Genomic DNA, 18,179 nt, shown 5'->3' with positions numbered 1-18,179 from the left:
GTTTCGTTTCATTTTTATAAAAATCCTATCTTGGTTGTAAGAGAGCCAATCGTGGAACAGGAATCAGCATGCAATTTTATAGGCAGAACAATATGAAGAAGTACAGATACTTATTAGTTGCAGTTATCGTGTGCTTAACAACGGGCTTCCAATGTGAAGACGATTATCCTCCCGAACCTGAACCAGCAAATATTTACAAAGAAACGCTAAGCTTAGCCCCTTTTAAAAAGAGCTATGCTTTAGGCGATACTATCTGGATTGAAACTAGCTTGAATGACAAGCGCTTGTTTGATTCAAAATCAGGTCAAAAGGTTTTGGTTGATTCTGTTTCTCTTCCTATTGAATTATCCTACTCAGCTTTGTACCAGGTTTATAACCGACCTGCCGAAGGCTTTTGTAAAGTAATATCATCTAACCTTGTTGAAGCGAAAACGGAGAATTATGAGCGCACGACTTTTGTTTTTGCGTCGTATGGGTGCAACCAGTCTGACTATCGATTTAGAATAGGCATCGTTCCCCTTTCCACAGGAGTTTATTCATTGAAAATCGCTGAGAAAAACTACTTCTATAATTGCCTAAAGCAGCAGCAATACGCTGAACGCTCACAAATCCTCTATACGTTCGGCTTGAATGATACAAATAAGGATATCTTCTTAGCCATACCACCTATCTCAAGAGGGGGCTTAAATACAGAGAAAATAGACAGTAAAGAGGAATATATTGTCAAGGTAGTTAAGTAATACCGTCATCATACCACGCTTATTCACTCATTCAGAAATCAGTTATTCAAAATTCCCAAACCCGTGCGCTACTACAAGAAGAAAGAAGAGATTGACAAGCGACGCGCTGACATACAGCCGATCGGTGAGAGCCTGAAGGCGCTAATGAAGGCCTACCGCCTGGATGGCAAGCTCGGCGAGGTGCAGCTGGTGCAGAACTGGGAGAAAATCATGGGCAAACCCATCGCCCTGAAAACACAGCAACTCTACTTTAAGGACGGCAAGCTGTTTGTGTGCCTTACCTCCGCTCCGCTCAAGCACGAGCTTAACATGTCGAAGCGAAAGGTGATTGACCTGCTGAACATAGAGGCAGGCAGCGAGGTGGTGAAGGATGTCGTGTTCCTGTAAGCGCAACAGCCGCTGCTGCAACCGAGTATAGGGTATAAACCAACCCCTATACCCTACCAGCCATGGAAGAGCCCCTTTTTCGCTCCGTTGCCTATTCCCGAACCATACTCACTGAACTAATGATTCCGAGTTACGCCAACTTTGGGGGCAAGATCCATGGGGGCATCCTGCTGTCGTTGATGGACAAAGTGGCTTATGCCTGCGCTGCCAAGCATGCTGGCAATTATTGCGTTACGGTGTCGGTGGATGCGGTGAACTTCCTGCAGCCCGTGGAGGTAGGAGAACTGGTATCGCTGCTGGCCTCGGTCAACTATGTGGGCAACACCTCGCTGATGGTCGGCATTAAAGTGATATCCGAAAACGTAAAATCCGGATACGTGAAGCATACCAACACCTCTTATTTTACTTTGGTGGCCAAGGGTGATGATGACAAGCCCGCCCAGGTGCCCGGCCTGAGGCTGGAGACCCGCGAAGACGCCCGCCGCTTTCTGGAGGCCATCAAGCGCCGGGAGTTCTCGCGCCGCTACCAAACCGAGTTCGCTAACACCAAAACCATCTTGCAGGTGGAAGACGAGCTGCACCTGCTCCGGAATGAGCGCTGTAGAATAGCCTTTTAGCCGAACCGGCATTTCTTCCAATCGATTTGAGGAGTACCTGAAAACCTGTGCTTGCCATGGCTTTATAAAGGTCCATCTCGTGGCTGCTGCAGAAGCCAGAGCAGTTCGCGACCCAAGGCCGCTAACTTAAGGCGTCAATCGATCGATCCTGTCATTTCGACCAGCGGGAGAAATCTGGGTTTCGCGATACTGCCTGAGAATTCAGATTTCTCCCGCTGGTCGAAATGACAGTTCTCTGTTAAGTTAATGGCCTTGAGCCATAACCTGTACCTGTTCTCTGTCTCCGGGCTGCGCGCATTTGCATTCCCATTTCTCCCATATCCTTTGTAACTTGTAACATCAATTACTCACGCTACGCTAAAAAATGACGAACAAATCGACCTTAAAAGCCCTGCTTGCAACTTTTATGCTGGCAGGTACGCCACTGTTTATACCTACTCAAACCTATGCTCAGGAGGCCACACCCCAGAACGATGAGATCAGCCAGATGGTCAACCAGCTGTCGGCCAAGAACCTGGAGCAGTTGGTGCAGAAAATGGTGAGCTTCGGCACGCGCCACTCCCTCAGTACTACTACCAGCAAGAAAGAAGGTATTGGGGCTGCCCGCGAGTGGGTAAAATCAGAGTTTGAGAAATACGCACAGGCCTCCGGTGGCCGCATGACCGTGGAGATGGACCGCTACATCATTAAAGCCGATGGCCGCCGTATTCCGCAGGACGTGGAGATGGCCAACGTGATGGCGACGCTGAAAGGCACCGACCCGAACGACGACCGCGTAATCATCGTGGGCGGGCACCTGGACTCGCGCGTGACGGACGTGATGGATGCCAAAAGCAAGGCCCCTGGTGCCAACGACGATGCCTCAGGTGTGGCCATCGTGATGGAGATGGCCCGTGTAATGGCCTCCAAGCAGTTCCCGGCTACGCTAGTGTTTGTGGCTTTTCAGGGTGAAGAACAGGGCCTATACGGCTCCAAGCACATGGCCGACCGCGCCAAAAAAGAGAACTGGAACGTGGTGGCCATGTTGAACAACGACATCGTGGGAAACTCCTACTCTGCCGAAACCGGCCTGCACGACAATACCTCTGTGCGCGTGTTCAGCGAGGGTACTCCGGCCAACGAAACCGAGGCAGAAGCGCGCCTGCGCCGCACCCTCGGCGCTGAAAACGACAGCCCGAGCCGCAACCTGGCCCGCTACATGGAAACCGTCGGCGAGAAATATGTAGACCAGATTGATGTGGTGATGGTGCACCGTGCCGACCGCTTCCTGCGCGGCGGCGACCATACCTCCTTTAACCAGAACGGGTACGCCGCGGTGCGCATGAGCGAGACCAACGAGGACTTCGACCACCAGCACCAGGACATCCGCAAGGAAAACGGCAAGCAGTACGGCGACCTGCCCGAGTACATGGACTTTGAGTACCTGCGCAAGAACACCGGCGTGAACCTGGCCACCATGGCTAGCCTGGGTATGGCTCCTGCCGCGCCCGAGAATGTGGGCGTGCTGACGTCTAACCTCACCAATAAAACAGACCTGAAGTGGGATGCCCCAGCCAAAGGCGCAAAGCCAGCGGGTTATTATGTGCTGATGCGCGAAACCAACAGCCCGAACTGGGAGAAGAAGTTTTTCGTGAAAGACACCAAGGCGACCATTAACTACTCCAAAGACAATTATTTCTTTGCCGTGCAGTCCGTGGACAAAGAGGGCCATGCCAGCCTTCCGGTGCTGCCTGCACCAGTTAGATAATAAGCGCAGAGCTAAAATGAAGCCGTTACTGCACCTAGCCTTATGCCTCTCGGTTTTCGCGCCTGCCAGTTTGCTAGCGCAAGGGTTGGAGCTTACCAAGATAACCCCTCAGGTGTACGTCCATACCTCGTACAAGCAGGTGGGCGATGTGATTTACCCGTCGCATGGGCTGGTGGTTTCTACCAAAGAGGGCGTTGTGCTGATTGATACCGGCTGGGGCAACGAACCAACAGAAGAGTTGCTGGCTTGGGTAAAGACCAATTTGAAGCAGCCCGTAAAAGTATGCCTGCCCACAAATTGGCATGATGACAAAATGGGTGGTATGGCGGCAGTGCAGACACAGGGCATCCCGGTGGTTACATCGAAGCTTACTGCCGCGCTTGCCGCCCAGCATGGCAAAGGCACCCCAAATGCTACCTTTGCTTCTGATACCGCCTTTACGATAGGTGGCCAACGGTTTGAGGTATACTTTCCGGGCGGTGGCCATACCCAGGATAATGTAGTGGTATACTTACCGATGCAAAAGCTACTTTTTGGCGGTTGCCTGGTGAAGGACCTGCAGACAAACAATCTAGGCAATACCGCGGATGCAGACATCGCTAACTGGCCTAGCGCCATCAGGAAGCTGCAGTTGCACTATCCGAAGGCAAAAGTGGTCGTGCCAAGCCATGGCCCCTGGGGCGACCAAACACTGCTCAACCATACCCTGAAGCTATTACAACAGCAGTAAAATCACATAAAAAAACAAAAAAGAGGAGCCCCTATCAGAGGCTCCTCTTTGCTTTTATAGCTCGTTAATAGACTTAGAAATAGACTTAGAACCTGGCTACTCTGGCTGCCGACGAGGTTTCGGCGGTGATGCTGGGTGTGCCTTTGTAATAGACTGCACTGGCGCCCGAGGCCTCAATATCCAGCGACTCCTTGGCAAACACCTTCAGCTTGCTGGCTCCGCTGGCCTCCAGTTTTACATGCTTTGCCTCCAGGTCAGCTGCCTCTACTTTCGATGCGCCCGAAAGCTCCATATCCACCCGATCAGCACGGCCTGTCAGCTCCAGCTTGCTTGCGCCACTTATCTCGGTTTTCAGCTCCTTCACGGCAATGTCAAGCATCACTTTGGAGGCACCGCCCATCTCTAAATCCAAGGTATTCGTTTTAAACGTTGACTTGCCGATTACCTTAACCCCACCGCCGACATCCACGCGCTTCAGTTCCCGCAACGTGATGTAGGCTTTCATGCCCTTATGGTTTGTAATGCCCTTGTCGTTGTAGATGTGCAGCACACCGTTGCGCACCTCTGTTTTGATGTTCGGCAGCAGGTTCTCATCTGCCTCCAGGCGTAAGCTTTCTTTATTGCCTTGGGTCAGCTCCACGGTAAAACCTCCCCCTACATCAATTCCTTCGATCCCGGCCACTTCCCTGGTTTCAGTTTTGATGTTACCGTTTCCGCGCAGCTGCTGCGCCATCACTTGTGGAGACATGGAAAAAAGGAGCGCGACAACTAACAGCACCAGGCCAGCAAGATTAATCTGTATACTTCTCATAGTTTAAACAGGTATAGTGATTTGTTTTTTCCGCTGAAGCAAGCGCCGGATGTATGGCTTTTGCTTCAGTTGCTGTATAAAAGATGCATGCGGAAGCAGAAGGTTGCTCGGCTTCCGAAAAATAATTTCGCGTTACTGCCTATACCTCCTGAGAGGCCATGCCAGCATGTTGGCAAGCAATGCTTCGTAATGGTTTATTCAGGAAGGTGTAGAAAACGACGGCCCCGATGGCATAAGCCAGCACATCCCAGGAGTCGGAGGTATAAACGGGCTTGTAGAGCGGCAATAGCCACTCAAAACAGACGCTATAAGCTATCACGGCAAAAGCGATGTGCCGCGCAGGAAGCACCATTGCCGGATTTTTGAAATATGCGCGCTGCACCGCCAGTATAATCTGAAGCGAGATGGGCAGGCACAGCAGGTCATCGAGGTAAGCGTGCAGCGGCCATACATACACCTGCGCCTGCTCCAGGAACTGGTTCAGGCAGAACAGCGCAAAACAGACCAGGAATAACGGGTGTCGGAGCGATTGCATTACAGCGCGACTAAGAACACCCCCAGCATCAGGCTGCCCAGCACCAGCAGGAAAAGTTCTGTCGGGGTCAGGGTCTTGAACCACTTCGGCTTTTGGCCCGGTTCGCTGCCGAGCAACTGTCCGCAGTTAGGGCATTGTTTGGCACCGGCCGGCACTGCTTCGCCGCAGTTGGGGCATGTTTTGGGGTTTCTATTTTCGGCGGGAGCAGACATGGCGGCTGGGTTGTGGTAACAATGATAACAGACTTCCTATAAGCTTACTATACCCCCTTCCGGTGCCAGAGGTTTATACTTGGCTTTGGCCGTGATAACCTTCAGCGGCTTTAGCGGGTACATTCTTAGCAAACAAAAAGCCATGAAACAGACAAAAACAGCCAATTCATACTATACCATCAAGCGCGGCGAGAGCCCTCTGGTGGCCACCGCCATCCATAGCGGCCATGATGTGCGCCCCAACATCAGCAACCTGTTTGCGCTGGCCGCCGAGGAGCGCCTGCGCGAGGAAGACCCCTATACCGACGAGTGGGTGGTGATCACCGACAACCAAATCATCGGCCACAACTCCCGCTTCGAGCTCGATTTGAACCGCTCCCCGAAAAAGGCCATTTACCGCCAACCTGAGGATGCCTGGGGCCTGGAGGTATGGCAGGACGAGCTGCCCGACGACCTGGCCCAGGAATCGATGAGCCGCTACGACCAGTTTTATGCCGATGTGAAAGCAATGCTGACAGCACTGAAAGAAAAGCACGGCTGCTTTGTGGTGTATGACCTGCACACCTACAACCACAAGCGCGAGGGCGCCCACGGCCCTGCCGCCGACCCCGAGGAGAATCCGGAGGTGAACATCGGCACCGGCAACATGAACCGCGAGAAATGGGCCCCGGTGGTAGATACGTTCATGAAAACCCTGAGCGCCTACAGTTACAAAGGGCGCCACCTGGATGTGCGCGAAAACGTGAAGTTCCAGGGTGGCCACTTCATGCGCTGGATCCACGACAACTTCGGTGACAGTGCCTGCGTGATGAGCATCGAGTTTAAGAAGTTCTTTATGGATGAGTGGAGCGGCACTCCTGATGAGGAGCAGGTGCGGGAAATACGCAAGGCGCTGGAGCATACCACCACCCCGGTGCTCGACGCATTTGCCAGGGTATGCCGGCCGTGACTGCTAATTGATAAATTGTTCAATGGTTGAAAACAGCTTGATCTAATTCGAGGCTGATGTATGAAGTTGGCTTCATACATCAGCCGTTAACCCTGTCGCCATACCCCATAGCGGCGATACATCTTAAGAAACTCTTGTGCAGGCCTTAGGCCACTGCATCCATACGCATACAACATGATAGAAGAGATCTCTGATAGTTTTATCAAAAAAGTAAGCCGCAGCCTGAAACGGGGGAAGCAGGTGCACCGGCGCCTTCCGGAGGGCGGCTTAGTATACATCGACCGCCCCCTGCCCTTTCTGGTGCTTTACCGCCACCCCGCGGGCAAGCCCGACCACGCCACCGCCGACTTTGTGAAAGCCAATGCCTCCTACATCATCGCTAAGGAGGAGCAGACGCCACAACTCCGGAAACTGGTGCAGCAGATCGCAAGTGAGATGGCCGACCAGTTTGGGGCTTTTATGATTCTGGAGGTGCAGGCGGCCCGCACAATCGCCGCGGCCACTCCCCTTTTCAGGGTGCTGGGCCCGGAAAAGCAGTTGCCCACTACCATCGAGACGCTCACCAAAGAGCTTAAGGGTATCAAGCTCAGCGGCATCACCACCACCGTGGAAACCTCCCCGAACCACGAGCTGATGCAGGACCCTCTGTGCCTGATGCCTGAGGGCGAGCTTAAAAAGCATGGCGTGCTGCTGCTGGGACTGGAGTTGAAGCCTATTTACAAAGATGCCGCGACAGGCAACCCATACCCCCTGCTGCTGCGCACGCTCCGCGAGAAGATCGTCAACGCCATCAAAAAAGCCGTGTTCGACTTCGTAAACGTGCAGACCAACCACAAGCCCATCCACTTCCAGGCACTGGGCCGGCAGGCGGTCAACCGGGCCGTGTGGCGCATCGACAAGCAACTGACCGGCATCAGCGACCAGTTCCGGTTCCTGCTGCTCGTAACGCCCGTAAACAACCAGACGGCCTGGGAGGAGTTCGGCAAAAGCAAATACAGCAAAGCGCCTAATTTCCATTACCGCCTGATGCCCGTGGACGCCGAAAAGCTCAAGCGCGACCTCTACAACATCAAAATAGAGAAGGTGGATGACCCCACGCTGGCTTTCCTGTTCCGGGACAAGCGCCACGAGCTCGACAAGATGCTGACCATGCTGGCCGACCGCAACACCCCCGATTTTATGTATAGCAGCATGCAGCTGTACGGCGGCGTGGACGACCAGCTTCTGAAAATAGCCGAGGGTATTCTGGCGGCCCTGCCAGAACCCACCAAAGCGCAAACCGTGGACATTATACCCGTAGAGGAGTTTGCCGCCCTGGCCGAGCAGGAGATTGCCTTTCTGAAATCGCAGCACACCGGCGTGGACTCAGGCGTGGACATTCGCGATGACGTGGTGGGCCTGATCGTGTCGAAAGGCAGGCTGAACGTGGGCACCGATGCCAGGATACCGCGCCACCGGGCGCAGGCGCTGATTCAGCACGAGGTTGGCACGCATATCCTCACGTATTACAACGGCAAAGCGCAGCCGCTGCAGCAGCTGTATGTGGGCAGTCCGGGGTATGAGGAACTACAGGAGGGGCTTGCCGTGCTCAGCGAGTGGCTGGTAGGCGGCCTGGACCATGAGCGGATGCGCGTACTGGCGGCCCGCGTGGTGGCGGTATACCACCTGACCAAAGGGTGCAGCTTCACCGACAACTTCTCGCGCCTGAAAGACCAGTATAAATTTGACGATGAGGCGGCTTTTGATGTGACCATGCGCGTGCACCGGGGCGGCGGTCTCACCAAAGACGCCGTATACCTAAGAGGCCTCGTGCACCTGCTCGATTACCTAAAAGAAGGCAACGAATTGGAGCCGCTGCTCATCGGCAAGATCCGGCAGGATTATATCCCGATTGTGCAAGAACTCATTTACCGCAACGTGCTGAGGCCCGTGCCGATAAAGCCGCGCTACCTGCTCGATTCGGCCATCCAACCAAAACTAGAACAACTTAAAGCCGGCATTTCAGTATTTAACCTACTGTAAAAAGGCAATTTTAATACGGCACGGACGGGCCAGAAGTCCAAAGCGCATTTTGCTTTCGTGTGCCGCATCAGTATGAGATTGCCCTGTACCAGCATCAAAAACAAAGTAATCAAAACATGACAATAGGATTCGTAGTAAACGACGTAAACACCGAAAAAGCCTCTTATACCACCGTATTTCTGGCGCAGCGCATGCACAACAAAGGCCACACCGTTTACCTGATGGGTGTGGGCGACCTGGCCTATTACCCCGACGGCTACATGGGCGCCACCGCCGTGCAAGCCGACCCGAAACATAAGTATAAGTCTCCCAACACTTACCTGGAGGCGATACAGGGCGACAAAGTAGAAAAAGTACGCGTAACAGCCCCAGACCTGGACGTGCTCATGCTCCGCAACGACCCTTCCTCGGAAGGTGAAGGACGCGGCTGGGCACAGAATTCCGGCATTATTTTCGGGCAGTTGGCCCTGCGCCACGGCGTGATCGTTCTCAACGACCCGACCAAGCTCTCCGATGCCGTGAACAAGATGTATTTCCAGCACTTCCCGGAGGCCGTGCGGCCGCGCACGCTCATTACCCGCGACAAAGACGAGATCAAGCAGTTTTACCATGAGTTGGAGAGCAGCATCATCCTGAAGCCACTGCAGGGCTCCGGTGGCTCGGGTGTGTTTATGGTGAAGAAGGAGGACTCCACCAACCTGAACCAGATTGTGGAGGCCATCAGCCGCGACGGCTACGTGATTGCGCAGGAGTACCTGCCAGAGGCCACAGAAGGCGATGTGCGCCTGTTTGTGATGAACGGCGAGGCCTTGCAGCACAAAGGGAAATACTGCGCCATACGCCGCGTAAACAGCAAAGACGACATCCGCAGTAACATGCACGCGGGTGGCTCGGCGGTGGCTGCCAAAGTAGACCAGCGCATGCTCGACCTTGTGGAGCTCGTAAAGCCGAAACTGATCCAGGACGGCATGTTCCTGGTAGGCCTGGATATCGTAGGCGACAAGCTGATGGAGATTAACGTGTTCAGCCCGGGCGCCCTGCCGGATGCCAGCGAGATTGAGGGAGTGGATTTCTCGGAGCCGATTATCGAGGCGCTGGAGAAAAAAGTGCACTACAAAAAAACGTATGGCGTGCAGGTGAACAACAAGACCATCGCGATGATCTAAAGGCGATTTCGCCACCTCCAGAAAATATAACATAGAATGGCTGAGCATATGGGACGCAAAAACCGGTGGCTCAGCCATTTTTCATGTAGCTTAATGGGAGCATGCCGAAGCTTTCAGGAGAGCTATTATAGAGATGCTATAAGCAGGGAATACCAAGTTGGGAGAGGAAATTTTACCCTTGCCAGAAAATATTATCTAGCACAACCTGCTCAGTATAAATATCTTAAGAAGATTTGAAGGAGGGGAGAAATAAATACTTGCCTCACTTCTTTTTTTATACAAAAACAAAAGAGTAATTTTGCACCCGAATTAAGGGGAACAGAATTAGGAAAGGCTAATATATAAAACAGTCAGATTACATACAAGTACTGTTATATATTTTTTTCGGATTTTAATTTTTCCCCATATAGCAGAACGGCGTTAAAAGTGCTTTGATTGGCAATAGTTAGCGTTTTTCTGGCCCCAACAAAAGAAGTCGATAGACATAAGATAAGGTTAGTAAAGTTTAGATTAGTTTGTTTTAAGGTGAGAGAAGGCCCCGACATTCGTTGGGGCTTTTCTCATTTTTAGCCCGCAAGCCTTGCCTTACAACTTGTACTCCCCATGTTAAAATCCTTCAAATAAGCAGATTCCCCGAGCCATTGTATTATCTGACGAAGCTTTGCCTCATATTCTGGGCATCACCACAAACCAGGCCGCTGCCACAGCCAAGGGTATAAGCGCCAAAACAAGCTTCAGGAAAAGGTTTGGCCTTGCCGTGCCTGATCGCCACGAGCGGCGACTGAAGGCATAACGGGCACTCGTCAGGAGGGCAAACAATACCAGTGCCGACACCACCGCATGCGCCATCATGATATAAGGAATCAGGTTAGAAGTTTGCGCGGGCAAGAGCAGCCATACCCGTACACCCCAAGGCAAGATGGCCAACAGGCACAGCAGGGCCAGTAAAGCCCCAAACCGCTCCAGAAAAAACGTGAGCCATGCCGCAATGCCAAATAAGGCCATTGCCCCGACCACCGCCACAATGGAAAAGGAAGTGCGCGGCACATCGCCGTAGCCCCGGAAGAAGAGGATAAACGTAGCCACCGCCACGCCCGTCAGAAAGTAGAGCAGGTATCTGGTCATACCCCTACCATACTGCAAAACGCCACTTCCGGATACCTTTGAGGCAAAAGTTAGTGATTTTAAAAGAGCTGGCTTAGGGAGCCTTAAGCTCCGCAGGCGATCGTTGCTATATCGTAATCCCCTGAGCATTCGCTGACTTTCACATCAAAACGCAAACAGCTTACAAAAGCTATAAACCAAGAGTGGCCCCGTTTCGCTGCTACAATGAAAAGCGTGTCGGCCGCCGTTAGGGGAATAGGATAACACTTATGCATGGGCATATTTGTAAATTACGCCCGGCTAAACCCCATACTGAAGTACCTGAACAAAACCCTGTACCGCCTGTATAGCTACATGGGGGTATGTGGAAGGCAATAGCGGCAACAACATGGCAGATACGACAAAAGGCGGCAGAGCAATCGCCGGCAAAGACAAAGACGATAAAAAGAGCTTCCGGGAACAACTGGGCGCCCTGAAAAACCTGCCTAAGTTTTTCAGGCTGATCTGGCATACCAGCAAGCGCATGACCTTGACGAACATGCTGCTCCGCCTGTTCAAGTCTGCCCTCCCCATCACGATGCTCTACATCGGCAAGCTGATTATTGATGAAGTGGTACGCCTGATTGATGTGGCAGGCGAGCGCGAACTGCGCTACCTGTGGGTGCTAGTAGCCCTGGAATTGGGCTTGGCTGTTTTGTCTGATTTGATCAACCGGGGCATTACGCTGATGGACAGTCTGCTGGGCGACCTCTTCTCGAACCGTACGTCGGTGGCTTTGATTGAGCACGCTGCCACCCTGGACCTGGCCCAGTTCGAGGATGCCACTTTTTACGACAAATTGGAGCGGGCGCGCCGGCAAACGGTGTCGCGGGTGGTGCTCATGTCGCAGGTGCTGTCGCAGCTGCAGGATATCGTGACAATTGCGTTTCTGGCAGCGGGCCTGATTGCGTTTAACCCATGGCTTATCCTGATTCTGCTGGTGGCGGTTATCCCCTCGTTCCTGGGCGAAACGCACTTCAACGAGCGCAGCTATTCCCTCTCCCGCTCCTGGACCCCGGAACGCCGCGAACTGGACTACCTGCGCTACATTGGGGCATCCGACGAAACAGCCAAGGAGATCAAGACTTTTAATCTTTCAGGTTTCCTGGCAGGGCGCTTCCGGGAGCTGTCGGATAAGTACTATGTCATGAACAAGAGCATCACAGTGAAACGGGCGATATGGGGCAGCGCCCTGTCAGCGCTCGGTACATTGGCTTACTACGGCGCCTATGTCTTCATCCTCTTCGAAACCGTGATGGGCATCATCTCAGTGGGTAGCCTGACGTTCCTGGCCGGCTCGTTCAGTAACATGCGCAGCCTACTGCAAGGCATCATGACACGCTTCTCACAGATTGCCGAAAGCGCTTTATACCTCCAGGACCTCTTTGATTTCCTGGAACTGAAGCCACAGATTACGCCACCTGCAAACCCCTTGCCCATACCCCGCCCCATTCAAAAAGGCTTTACGTTTGAGAATGTCGGGTTTAAATACCAGAACAGCGAGCGCTGGGCGGTGCGATACCTCTCTTTTCATCTGCAAGCAGGCGAAAAGCTGGCGCTGGTTGGCGAGAACGGGGCCGGTAAAACGACGCTGGTAAAGCTCCTGGCCCGGCTTTACGAACCCTCCGAAGGACGCATTCTGCTGGATGGCAAAGACCTGCGGGATTATGACCTGAATGATTTGCGCCACCAGGTGGGCATCATTTTCCAGGATTACGTGCGCTTCCAGATGACTGCTTCCGACAACATCGCCATCGGCCAGATCAGCAACATCCTGGATAAGGCGCGCATTGAGGGCTCTGCCCAGAAGAGCCTGGCTGACCTTGTGATTCAACGGCTACCCGACAAGTATGACCAGGTGCTGGGCAAGCGCTTTAACAAAGGCGTGGAGCTCTCGGGGGGCGAGTGGCAGAAGGTGGCCCTGGCGCGAGCCTATATGCGCGACGCGCAGCTGCTGATCCTGGATGAGCCTACCTCTGCCCTGGATGCACGTGCCGAGCATGAGGTGTTCCAGCGCTTTTCGGAGCTGATAGAGGGCCGTACCGCCGTGCTCATCTCCCACCGCTTCTCCACCGTGCGCATGGCCGACCGCATCCTGTTCCTCGAGCAGGGGCAGTTGAAAGAACTCGGCTCACATGAGGAACTGTTGGCTAAAAACGGCAAGTATGCTGAGCTATTCTTACTGCAGGCCAAAGGCTATATGTAAGTTTGAAAAGCTGATTGCTGAACAACTGACTAAGAAAACGTGGTTTTATGCCTGGTTCAGGCCTCATTCAATCGCTCCTTCAAAATCAAATATTCACGTGGAACATTATAATAAGGTATACCTCCGCTTAGAACGGGAAGAAATAAGGCAGTATAAAAGAAGCCAGCAGCCAGAATAGCAGGTTAAGCGGGGTGCCTACCCGCAGGTAATCGGAGAAGCGGTAATTGCCCGGGCCATAGATCATTGTGTTGGTCTGATAACCCATCGGTGTCATGAAACTGAGCGAGGCACCATACGCAACTGCCATCAGGAAAGGCCGCACGCTTACACCCAGTTCCTGCGCTGTTACAATAGCGATGGGAGCCAGCAAGGCGGCCGTGGCATTGTTCGACATGAAGTTGGTGGTCATGAAGGTGATAAAGAAGAAGACTGACAGCAGCACATGCGGCCCATAGCCGCCGATGCCATAAATCAAGTAATCCGCCAACAGCTTAGCGGCTCCAGTCTTCTCCAGCGCCGCCCCCATCGACAGCACTCCCGCCAGCATAAAAATCACTTTCCAGTCAATAGCCTTGTATACCTCATCCATGCGGAGGCACCGAAACAGCACCAACAGGATTACCCCCGTCATCGCACTCAACACGATCGGCACCATCCCACTAGCTGATGTCGCCACAACGGCTATCGTAATGGCAATTACGGGTATGATCTTGCTGTATTTAAAGGGGCTGCGGTCGGTTTGGGAGATGATCAGGAGGTCGTCGTTTCGACGGAGTTTGTCAGCCTGGTAGTCGTTTGCTGAGATCAGCAGTACGTCGCCCGCAGACAGCTTGATGCGCCCCGGCTTCTGGTTCACGATCTCGTCGCGGTGACGGATAGCCAGCACAGAGGCGCCGTGGTTATACCCCCTGAAATCAAGCTCTTTCAGGGATTTCCCCTCCATGTAGGAGTTTGGGGTGACGATGGCTTCATACAATTTCCCATCATCCAGGGGTATGTCCGAGTCGTGGAACTTGCGCTCCGATTTCAGTTTGATGCCCTTTTCCTCTTTCAGCATCTTCAGCTTTTCCACGCCACTCCGTATCTTCAGCACATCACCTGCCTGCATGACCAATGAAGTTGACACCGGCAGCTTCTGCTTGTTGCGGGTTATCTGCATCACGTGCATGTCCAGGTTCTGTACCAACCCGAGTTTGTGAAGCGGCACTCCCACCCCTGGCGATTCCGGTAATAGCACAACCTCGGTCAGGTATTGGCCCAGGTTAAAGTCGTCGGAGAGATCCATCGCCAGGTTCCGGTTCGGTAGCAGGTGCCGCCCGATCAGGAACATATATGCCACCCCTGTCAGTAAGAACAGCATGCCGGCCGGCGCAAACTCAAACATACCCAAAGGCTCCACGCCCTGCACCTGCGCAATACCGCTCACTAATATGTTGGTGGATGTACCGATCAGGGTACACACCCCGCCCAGCAGTGCACCAAACGAGAGGGGGATAAGCAATTTGGACGGGCTAATGCGGATGTCCCGGCTTACCTGTATCACCACAGGCATCAGGAGCGCCACTACGGCAGTATCGTTGATGAACGCTGACAGGCTGCCGGAGATAACCATGAGCAGCAGCAGGCACAGCAAATAGCTCTTGCGGCCCACGCGGGCCAGCCCAAAGCCCACGCTGTTCAAGGCGCCCGATTTAAAAATTGCGGAGCTGATAATAAACATGGCGGCTACTGTTAAGGTAGCAGGATTGCTGAAGCCCGCAAACCCTTCGACAGGCGTTAAAATACCCGTTACCATAAACAGCACCATAATCAGGATAGCGACAGTATCAATAGCCAGGCGCTCAGATACAAACAGGATGACTGCCAATGTAATGATTCCAAGCACAATCGCGATCTCAAACGTCATAAGGTCGGTTCTAAAGCCTCAGGAGCCTGCCTGTGAATACCGCCGACATCTGAATCGGGCAACGGCAGCAGGCCTAAATCTTACAGCACAGATTTATATGCCTGATACGGCTAAACCTCCAAAAGGCTTGACAAATCATTGAATAATGAAAAGTCAGCTATTACTGCTCACTCGCTTAAGTAAAGCTCCGCCTCGGCAATAGTTGAGAAACTTCTCGAATGCATCGGGCTTTTGCTACCTATCTCCTCTACCTGCAGCTTCGCGATGCGGTCTTTGGGGAGTACCCTGGCGGCTTTTGCCAAACCGGCTTCCTGCATCATGGTCTGGGCTTCGAGGTGCAAACTACTGAGTCGCTGAGGATGCGTCAGCATGGTTTGCAAATCCGTGAGCAGCGTAAAGTTTGGCTGTGCCAGCCGGAGCGCCTTGCGTAAGTCTGTCAGGTAATCAGGCACAGCTTCCTTGTTTTTCCAGAATCCTTTGATGGCCAAGCATATCCTGTTCTTATGCTTGTCATAGTAAATATCATATAGCGGACTCTGCTTTACCACAACTTTGGTCGTATCTGGGGCATTATTTTGATCTGTGCTGTACATAAATTACTTTTCATTTACGTACTCCGGCTGCAAAGGCCTAGAAAATTAAAGCAGAAGTGAGAATTTTGCTTGAAAGTGATGCACGTTGGTGCAAACAGGCTAGATGTTCAGCCTGCCTGCCATGCTGTGCAGCATGCTGTTATTTACCCGGGTATCGGCTTTCTCAATCTTAACGCCATCCAGCAGGGTATAGTTTTTCTTGCGGCAAACGTTCACCTTGGTGCCTGCCAATGTCTCGATGTTAGCCCCATCCTTAAAATCTGTCTCCCGGTATTGCCCTTTAATGATGTGGCCTGCCAGTACTGCCCGTAACCGAACCGGAGGCAGGTTTTCCAGGCTTTTAAGCTCGGCTTCTGAAGGAGCCAGGATAGTATAAGCAGTATTATCGGAGAGGATGGGCGTCAGCCCGGCTTTGGTGATCAGGTTAGCCAATACAGGGCGTTCCTTCATCAGGTACTGCATCAGCGACACACGCTCCTGCGGATTGGCGGCCATTGCCTGCATCTGCGCAAGCACAAGGCCCAGCAGCAAGGCTACTGCCCAAAACTTACTTATACCCTGATCAATGATTGCCTTCATAGCCTTTGCGTTGTCTTGTTCTATACGCAAAGCTGCTGCTAAAGGCTGGGTTAGAGACTGGGTATGGCTGTGTTTGAGTGCAATTTCACGGCTATTAAAAGAGGCGCCAGCTGCCTATTTGCTGCACAAAACTTGGCAGGGCTGCCGGCACCAGTATCAAGCTCAGCACAAACCCATATACAGCCCCATAAAGGTGCGCATCGTGGTTGATGTTGTCTCCCATCTTTTTACCGGAGAAGTAGGAGTACATCACATAAAGCACGCCCAGTATAAACCCAGGGATACACAGCAGGCCATACAGGCAGATGTCCTGCGTGGGGTAAAACAGGATGCTGGAGAACACAACTGCCGCCACACCGCCAGATGCACCCAGGGCACGATAAGGCGGGTCGTTGCGGTGCTTAAAAAATGTAGGGATGTCAGACACGATGATGCCGCCGATGTAAATGAGCAGGTATAGCAGTATACCGGTTTCAGCACCAAAGATCACACTGAATGTTCGCTCCACCGCCTGCCCGAAAAAGAAGAACGTGAACATGTTAAAGAACAGGTGCGTCATGTCGGCGTGCAGGAAGCCGGAGGTCAGGAAGCGGTACCAGGAGTTGTCGCGCTGCACGGCATAAGGCTGAAAAATCCACTTGTGCATCAGGCCCTCGTTCTGCCAGGCGTAAAAAGAGATTCCAACGGTGATGATGATGAGTATAAGGGTAACGCTCATTATTTAATTTTGAATGACTGATTGCGTGAATGACTGAATGGATACAGCAAAGGGTATAACCATCTTTTTGTCTCTGCTGTATAGGGCAATTGGTCGTGGCATGCTGGCAACAACAATTTAGCCATACAACAATTTAACAATTACGAATCCCGCTCCATTAGCTGCAGCGCCAGGTTTCGGATAGGCGATTTGCGTTCCTCGGGCAGCGCAATGGCATCCAGGTGGTGCAGCGCTTTCCGGAAGTAGTGCTCTATCTCCTGCTCGGTCTGGTGCCGGATGTTTAGCTGGTTGTAGATGTCGGTGATGGCGTTTACCTTCTCCTCGGCAATGCTGTCCTCGGTTTTGTCGCGCCAATTGATGATGGTCTGCCGTTGCGCCGCGCTCGCTTGTTCCAGCGCGGTCAGCATCAGGTATGTTTTCTTGTCCGAGAGGATATCGCCGCCCACCTGCTTGCCGAACTTGGCTTTGTCGCCATACACATCCAGCAGGTCGTCGCGAAGCTGGAAGGCGATGCCCACATTTTTACCGAAGGCTTTTAGGTTCTCGGCATCGGCAACAGGCGCGTCTTGCAGCACCGCACCCAACTCCAGGCTCAGGCCCAGCAGCACGGCGGTCTTCAGCGTGATCATGTGGATGTACTCCTGGATGCTCACCTGCTCGCGGCGCTCAAAGTTCATGTCCAGCTGCTGGCCCTCGCATACCTGCGCGGCCGTCTCGCTGAACAGCTCCAGCACTTTGGCCAGTTTGCTTTGCTCCACGCCCAACAGCAGTTGGTATGCGCGCACCAGCATCACATCGCCAGACAGAATGGCGATGTTGGCGTTCCATTTCTCGTGCACGGTTTGCTCGCCACGGCGCAGCGGGGCCTTGTCCATGATGTCGTCGTGCAGGAGCGTGAAGTTGTGGAAAACCTCTACCGCCGCAGCAGGCAAAAGCGCCTTCTCTACATCCTCGTCATACATTTTGGCGGCCAGCAGCACCAGCAAAGGCCGGATGCGCTTGCCGCCAAGTGCCATGATATACCGGATCGGCTCATAAAGCTCCACCGGGTGCTCGCCGTAGCGCAGCGTGGATAAGGTATGATTTATCTTCTCGGAAAGGGTACTGATATCCACAGG

Annotated in this window: 18 protein-coding genes; 9 read left to right on the top strand and 9 right to left on the bottom strand. The window is 52.9% G+C overall.

The window, feature by feature from the left end:
- The first annotated feature begins 92 nt into the window (after window positions 1-92).
- The 5 genes from ACXYMU_RS11860 to bla all read left to right on the top strand — a co-directional run bounded on the left by ACXYMU_RS11860 (window position 93) and on the right by bla (window position 4,221).
- Window positions 93-740, top strand: coding sequence for a hypothetical protein (locus ACXYMU_RS11860; protein WP_458986608.1), 648 nt, complete (start codon window positions 93-95; stop codon window positions 738-740).
- A 63-nt stretch (window positions 741-803) separates the two neighbouring features.
- The gene (locus ACXYMU_RS11855; RefSeq protein WP_458986607.1) at window positions 804-1,127 is read left to right on the top strand and encodes a DUF721 domain-containing protein; all 324 of its coding nucleotides are present in this window, start codon (window positions 804-806) and stop codon (window positions 1,125-1,127) included.
- A gap of 62 nt (window positions 1,128-1,189) precedes the next feature.
- A complete protein-coding gene (locus tag ACXYMU_RS11850) occupies window positions 1,190-1,744 on the top strand; it encodes an acyl-CoA thioesterase (RefSeq protein ID WP_458986606.1) in 555 nt (184 codons plus the stop codon).
- A 364-nt stretch (window positions 1,745-2,108) separates the two neighbouring features.
- Window positions 2,109-3,491, top strand: a complete 1,383-nt coding sequence (locus tag ACXYMU_RS11845) for a M20/M25/M40 family metallo-hydrolase (RefSeq protein ID WP_458986605.1) — start codon at window positions 2,109-2,111, stop codon at window positions 3,489-3,491.
- Window positions 3,492-3,507: 16 nt separating this feature from the next.
- Window positions 3,508-4,221 carry a subclass B1 metallo-beta-lactamase gene (gene bla / locus ACXYMU_RS11840; protein ID WP_458986604.1) on the top strand — a complete coding sequence of 238 codons (714 nt, stop codon included), beginning with the start codon at window positions 3,508-3,510 and terminating at the stop codon, window positions 4,219-4,221.
- A gap of 85 nt (window positions 4,222-4,306) precedes the next feature.
- Here bla and ACXYMU_RS11835 read toward each other — a convergent pair whose 3' ends face one another.
- The 3 genes from ACXYMU_RS11835 to ACXYMU_RS11825 form a co-directional block, all read right to left on the bottom strand.
- A complete protein-coding gene (locus ACXYMU_RS11835; protein ID WP_458986603.1) occupies window positions 4,307-5,032 on the bottom strand; it encodes a head GIN domain-containing protein in 726 nt (241 codons plus the stop codon).
- Window positions 5,033-5,171: 139 nt separating this feature from the next.
- Window positions 5,172-5,567 carry a magnesium citrate secondary transporter gene (locus tag ACXYMU_RS11830; protein WP_458986602.1) on the bottom strand — a complete coding sequence of 132 codons (396 nt, stop codon included), beginning with the start codon at window positions 5,565-5,567 and terminating at the stop codon, window positions 5,172-5,174.
- Complete coding sequence (locus ACXYMU_RS11825; protein WP_458986601.1) at window positions 5,567-5,779, bottom strand: zinc-ribbon domain-containing protein; 213 nt, start codon at window positions 5,777-5,779, stop codon at window positions 5,567-5,569. The genes ACXYMU_RS11830 and ACXYMU_RS11825 overlap by 1 nt, the downstream gene beginning before the upstream one ends.
- 142 nt (window positions 5,780-5,921) lie before the next feature.
- On the opposite strand from ACXYMU_RS11825, the gene ACXYMU_RS11820 reads away from it, so the two are divergent.
- From ACXYMU_RS11820 to ACXYMU_RS11810, 3 genes are all read left to right on the top strand, one after another.
- Window positions 5,922-6,728: an N-formylglutamate amidohydrolase gene (locus ACXYMU_RS11820; protein WP_458986600.1), complete on the top strand. Its 807-nt coding sequence runs from the start codon at window positions 5,922-5,924 to the stop codon at window positions 6,726-6,728.
- 174 nt (window positions 6,729-6,902) lie between these two features.
- Window positions 6,903-8,750: a flavohemoglobin expression-modulating QEGLA motif protein gene (locus tag ACXYMU_RS11815; RefSeq protein ID WP_458986599.1), complete on the top strand. Its 1,848-nt coding sequence runs from the start codon at window positions 6,903-6,905 to the stop codon at window positions 8,748-8,750.
- Between the two features lie 116 nt (window positions 8,751-8,866).
- On the top strand, window positions 8,867-9,916 hold the full coding sequence (locus ACXYMU_RS11810; protein ID WP_458986598.1) for a glutathione synthetase: 1,050 nt from the start codon (window positions 8,867-8,869) through the stop codon (window positions 9,914-9,916).
- Between the two features lie 666 nt (window positions 9,917-10,582).
- On the opposite strand, the gene ACXYMU_RS11805 is transcribed toward ACXYMU_RS11810, so the two are convergent.
- Window positions 10,583-11,041: a hypothetical protein gene (locus tag ACXYMU_RS11805; protein WP_458986597.1), complete on the bottom strand. Its 459-nt coding sequence runs from the start codon at window positions 11,039-11,041 to the stop codon at window positions 10,583-10,585.
- Between the two features lie 367 nt (window positions 11,042-11,408).
- On the opposite strand from ACXYMU_RS11805, the gene ACXYMU_RS11800 reads away from it, so the two are divergent.
- Window positions 11,409-13,265, top strand: coding sequence for an ABC transporter ATP-binding protein (locus ACXYMU_RS11800; RefSeq protein WP_458986596.1), 1,857 nt, complete (start codon window positions 11,409-11,411; stop codon window positions 13,263-13,265).
- 127 nt (window positions 13,266-13,392) lie between these two features.
- Here the strand turns inward: ACXYMU_RS11800 and ACXYMU_RS11795 are convergent, their stop codons facing one another.
- The 5 genes from ACXYMU_RS11795 to ACXYMU_RS11775 form a co-directional block, all read right to left on the bottom strand.
- On the bottom strand, window positions 13,393-15,171 hold the full coding sequence (locus ACXYMU_RS11795; RefSeq protein ID WP_458986595.1) for an SLC13 family permease: 1,779 nt from the start codon (window positions 15,169-15,171) through the stop codon (window positions 13,393-13,395).
- Between the two features lie 167 nt (window positions 15,172-15,338).
- The gene (locus tag ACXYMU_RS11790; protein WP_458986594.1) at window positions 15,339-15,764 is read right to left on the bottom strand and encodes a hypothetical protein; all 426 of its coding nucleotides are present in this window, start codon (window positions 15,762-15,764) and stop codon (window positions 15,339-15,341) included.
- A gap of 99 nt (window positions 15,765-15,863) precedes the next feature.
- A complete protein-coding gene (locus tag ACXYMU_RS11785) occupies window positions 15,864-16,343 on the bottom strand; it encodes a fasciclin domain-containing protein (RefSeq protein ID WP_458986593.1) in 480 nt (159 codons plus the stop codon).
- A 94-nt stretch (window positions 16,344-16,437) separates the two neighbouring features.
- Entirely contained in the window at window positions 16,438-17,061 is a 624-nt protein-coding gene (locus ACXYMU_RS11780; RefSeq protein ID WP_458986592.1) for a rhomboid family intramembrane serine protease, read from the bottom strand.
- Window positions 17,062-17,201: 140 nt separating this feature from the next.
- The gene (locus tag ACXYMU_RS11775) at window positions 17,202-18,176 is read right to left on the bottom strand and encodes a polyprenyl synthetase family protein (protein WP_458986591.1); all 975 of its coding nucleotides are present in this window, start codon (window positions 18,174-18,176) and stop codon (window positions 17,202-17,204) included.
- Between the last annotated feature and the right edge of the window lie 3 nt (window positions 18,177-18,179).

It is taken from the genome of Pontibacter sp. CAU 1760, assembly GCF_054482735.1.
This window is presented reverse-complemented; position numbering and strand designations above follow the sequence as displayed.

What these genes read in the sequence shown, in the direction of transcription:
- ACXYMU_RS11860 (WP_458986608.1), top strand. Translation starts at nt 93, where the DNA reads ATGAAGAAGTACAGATACTTATTAGTTGCAGTTATCGTGTGCTTAACA.
- ACXYMU_RS11850 (WP_458986606.1), top strand. Translation starts at nt 1,190, where the DNA reads ATGGAAGAGCCCCTTTTTCGCTCCGTTGCCTATTCCCGAACCATACTC.
- ACXYMU_RS11845 (WP_458986605.1), top strand. Translation starts at nt 2,109, where the DNA reads ATGACGAACAAATCGACCTTAAAAGCCCTGCTTGCAACTTTTATGCTG.
- bla (WP_458986604.1), top strand. Translation starts at nt 3,508, where the DNA reads ATGAAGCCGTTACTGCACCTAGCCTTATGCCTCTCGGTTTTCGCGCCT.
- ACXYMU_RS11835 (WP_458986603.1), bottom strand. Translation starts at nt 5,032, where the DNA reads ATGAGAAGTATACAGATTAATCTTGCTGGCCTGGTGCTGTTAGTTGTC.
- ACXYMU_RS11830 (WP_458986602.1), bottom strand. Translation starts at nt 5,567, where the DNA reads ATGCAATCGCTCCGACACCCGTTATTCCTGGTCTGTTTTGCGCTGTTC.
- ACXYMU_RS11825 (WP_458986601.1), bottom strand. Translation starts at nt 5,779, where the DNA reads ATGTCTGCTCCCGCCGAAAATAGAAACCCCAAAACATGCCCCAACTGC.
- ACXYMU_RS11820 (WP_458986600.1), top strand. Translation starts at nt 5,922, where the DNA reads ATGAAACAGACAAAAACAGCCAATTCATACTATACCATCAAGCGCGGC.
- ACXYMU_RS11815 (WP_458986599.1), top strand. Translation starts at nt 6,903, where the DNA reads ATGATAGAAGAGATCTCTGATAGTTTTATCAAAAAAGTAAGCCGCAGC.
- ACXYMU_RS11810 (WP_458986598.1), top strand. Translation starts at nt 8,867, where the DNA reads ATGACAATAGGATTCGTAGTAAACGACGTAAACACCGAAAAAGCCTCT.
- ACXYMU_RS11805 (WP_458986597.1), bottom strand. Translation starts at nt 11,041, where the DNA reads ATGACCAGATACCTGCTCTACTTTCTGACGGGCGTGGCGGTGGCTACG.
- ACXYMU_RS11800 (WP_458986596.1), top strand. Translation starts at nt 11,409, where the DNA reads ATGGCAGATACGACAAAAGGCGGCAGAGCAATCGCCGGCAAAGACAAA.
- ACXYMU_RS11795 (WP_458986595.1), bottom strand. Translation starts at nt 15,171, where the DNA reads ATGACGTTTGAGATCGCGATTGTGCTTGGAATCATTACATTGGCAGTC.
- ACXYMU_RS11790 (WP_458986594.1), bottom strand. Translation starts at nt 15,764, where the DNA reads ATGTACAGCACAGATCAAAATAATGCCCCAGATACGACCAAAGTTGTG.
- ACXYMU_RS11785 (WP_458986593.1), bottom strand. Translation starts at nt 16,343, where the DNA reads ATGAAGGCAATCATTGATCAGGGTATAAGTAAGTTTTGGGCAGTAGCC.
- ACXYMU_RS11780 (WP_458986592.1), bottom strand. Translation starts at nt 17,061, where the DNA reads ATGAGCGTTACCCTTATACTCATCATCATCACCGTTGGAATCTCTTTT.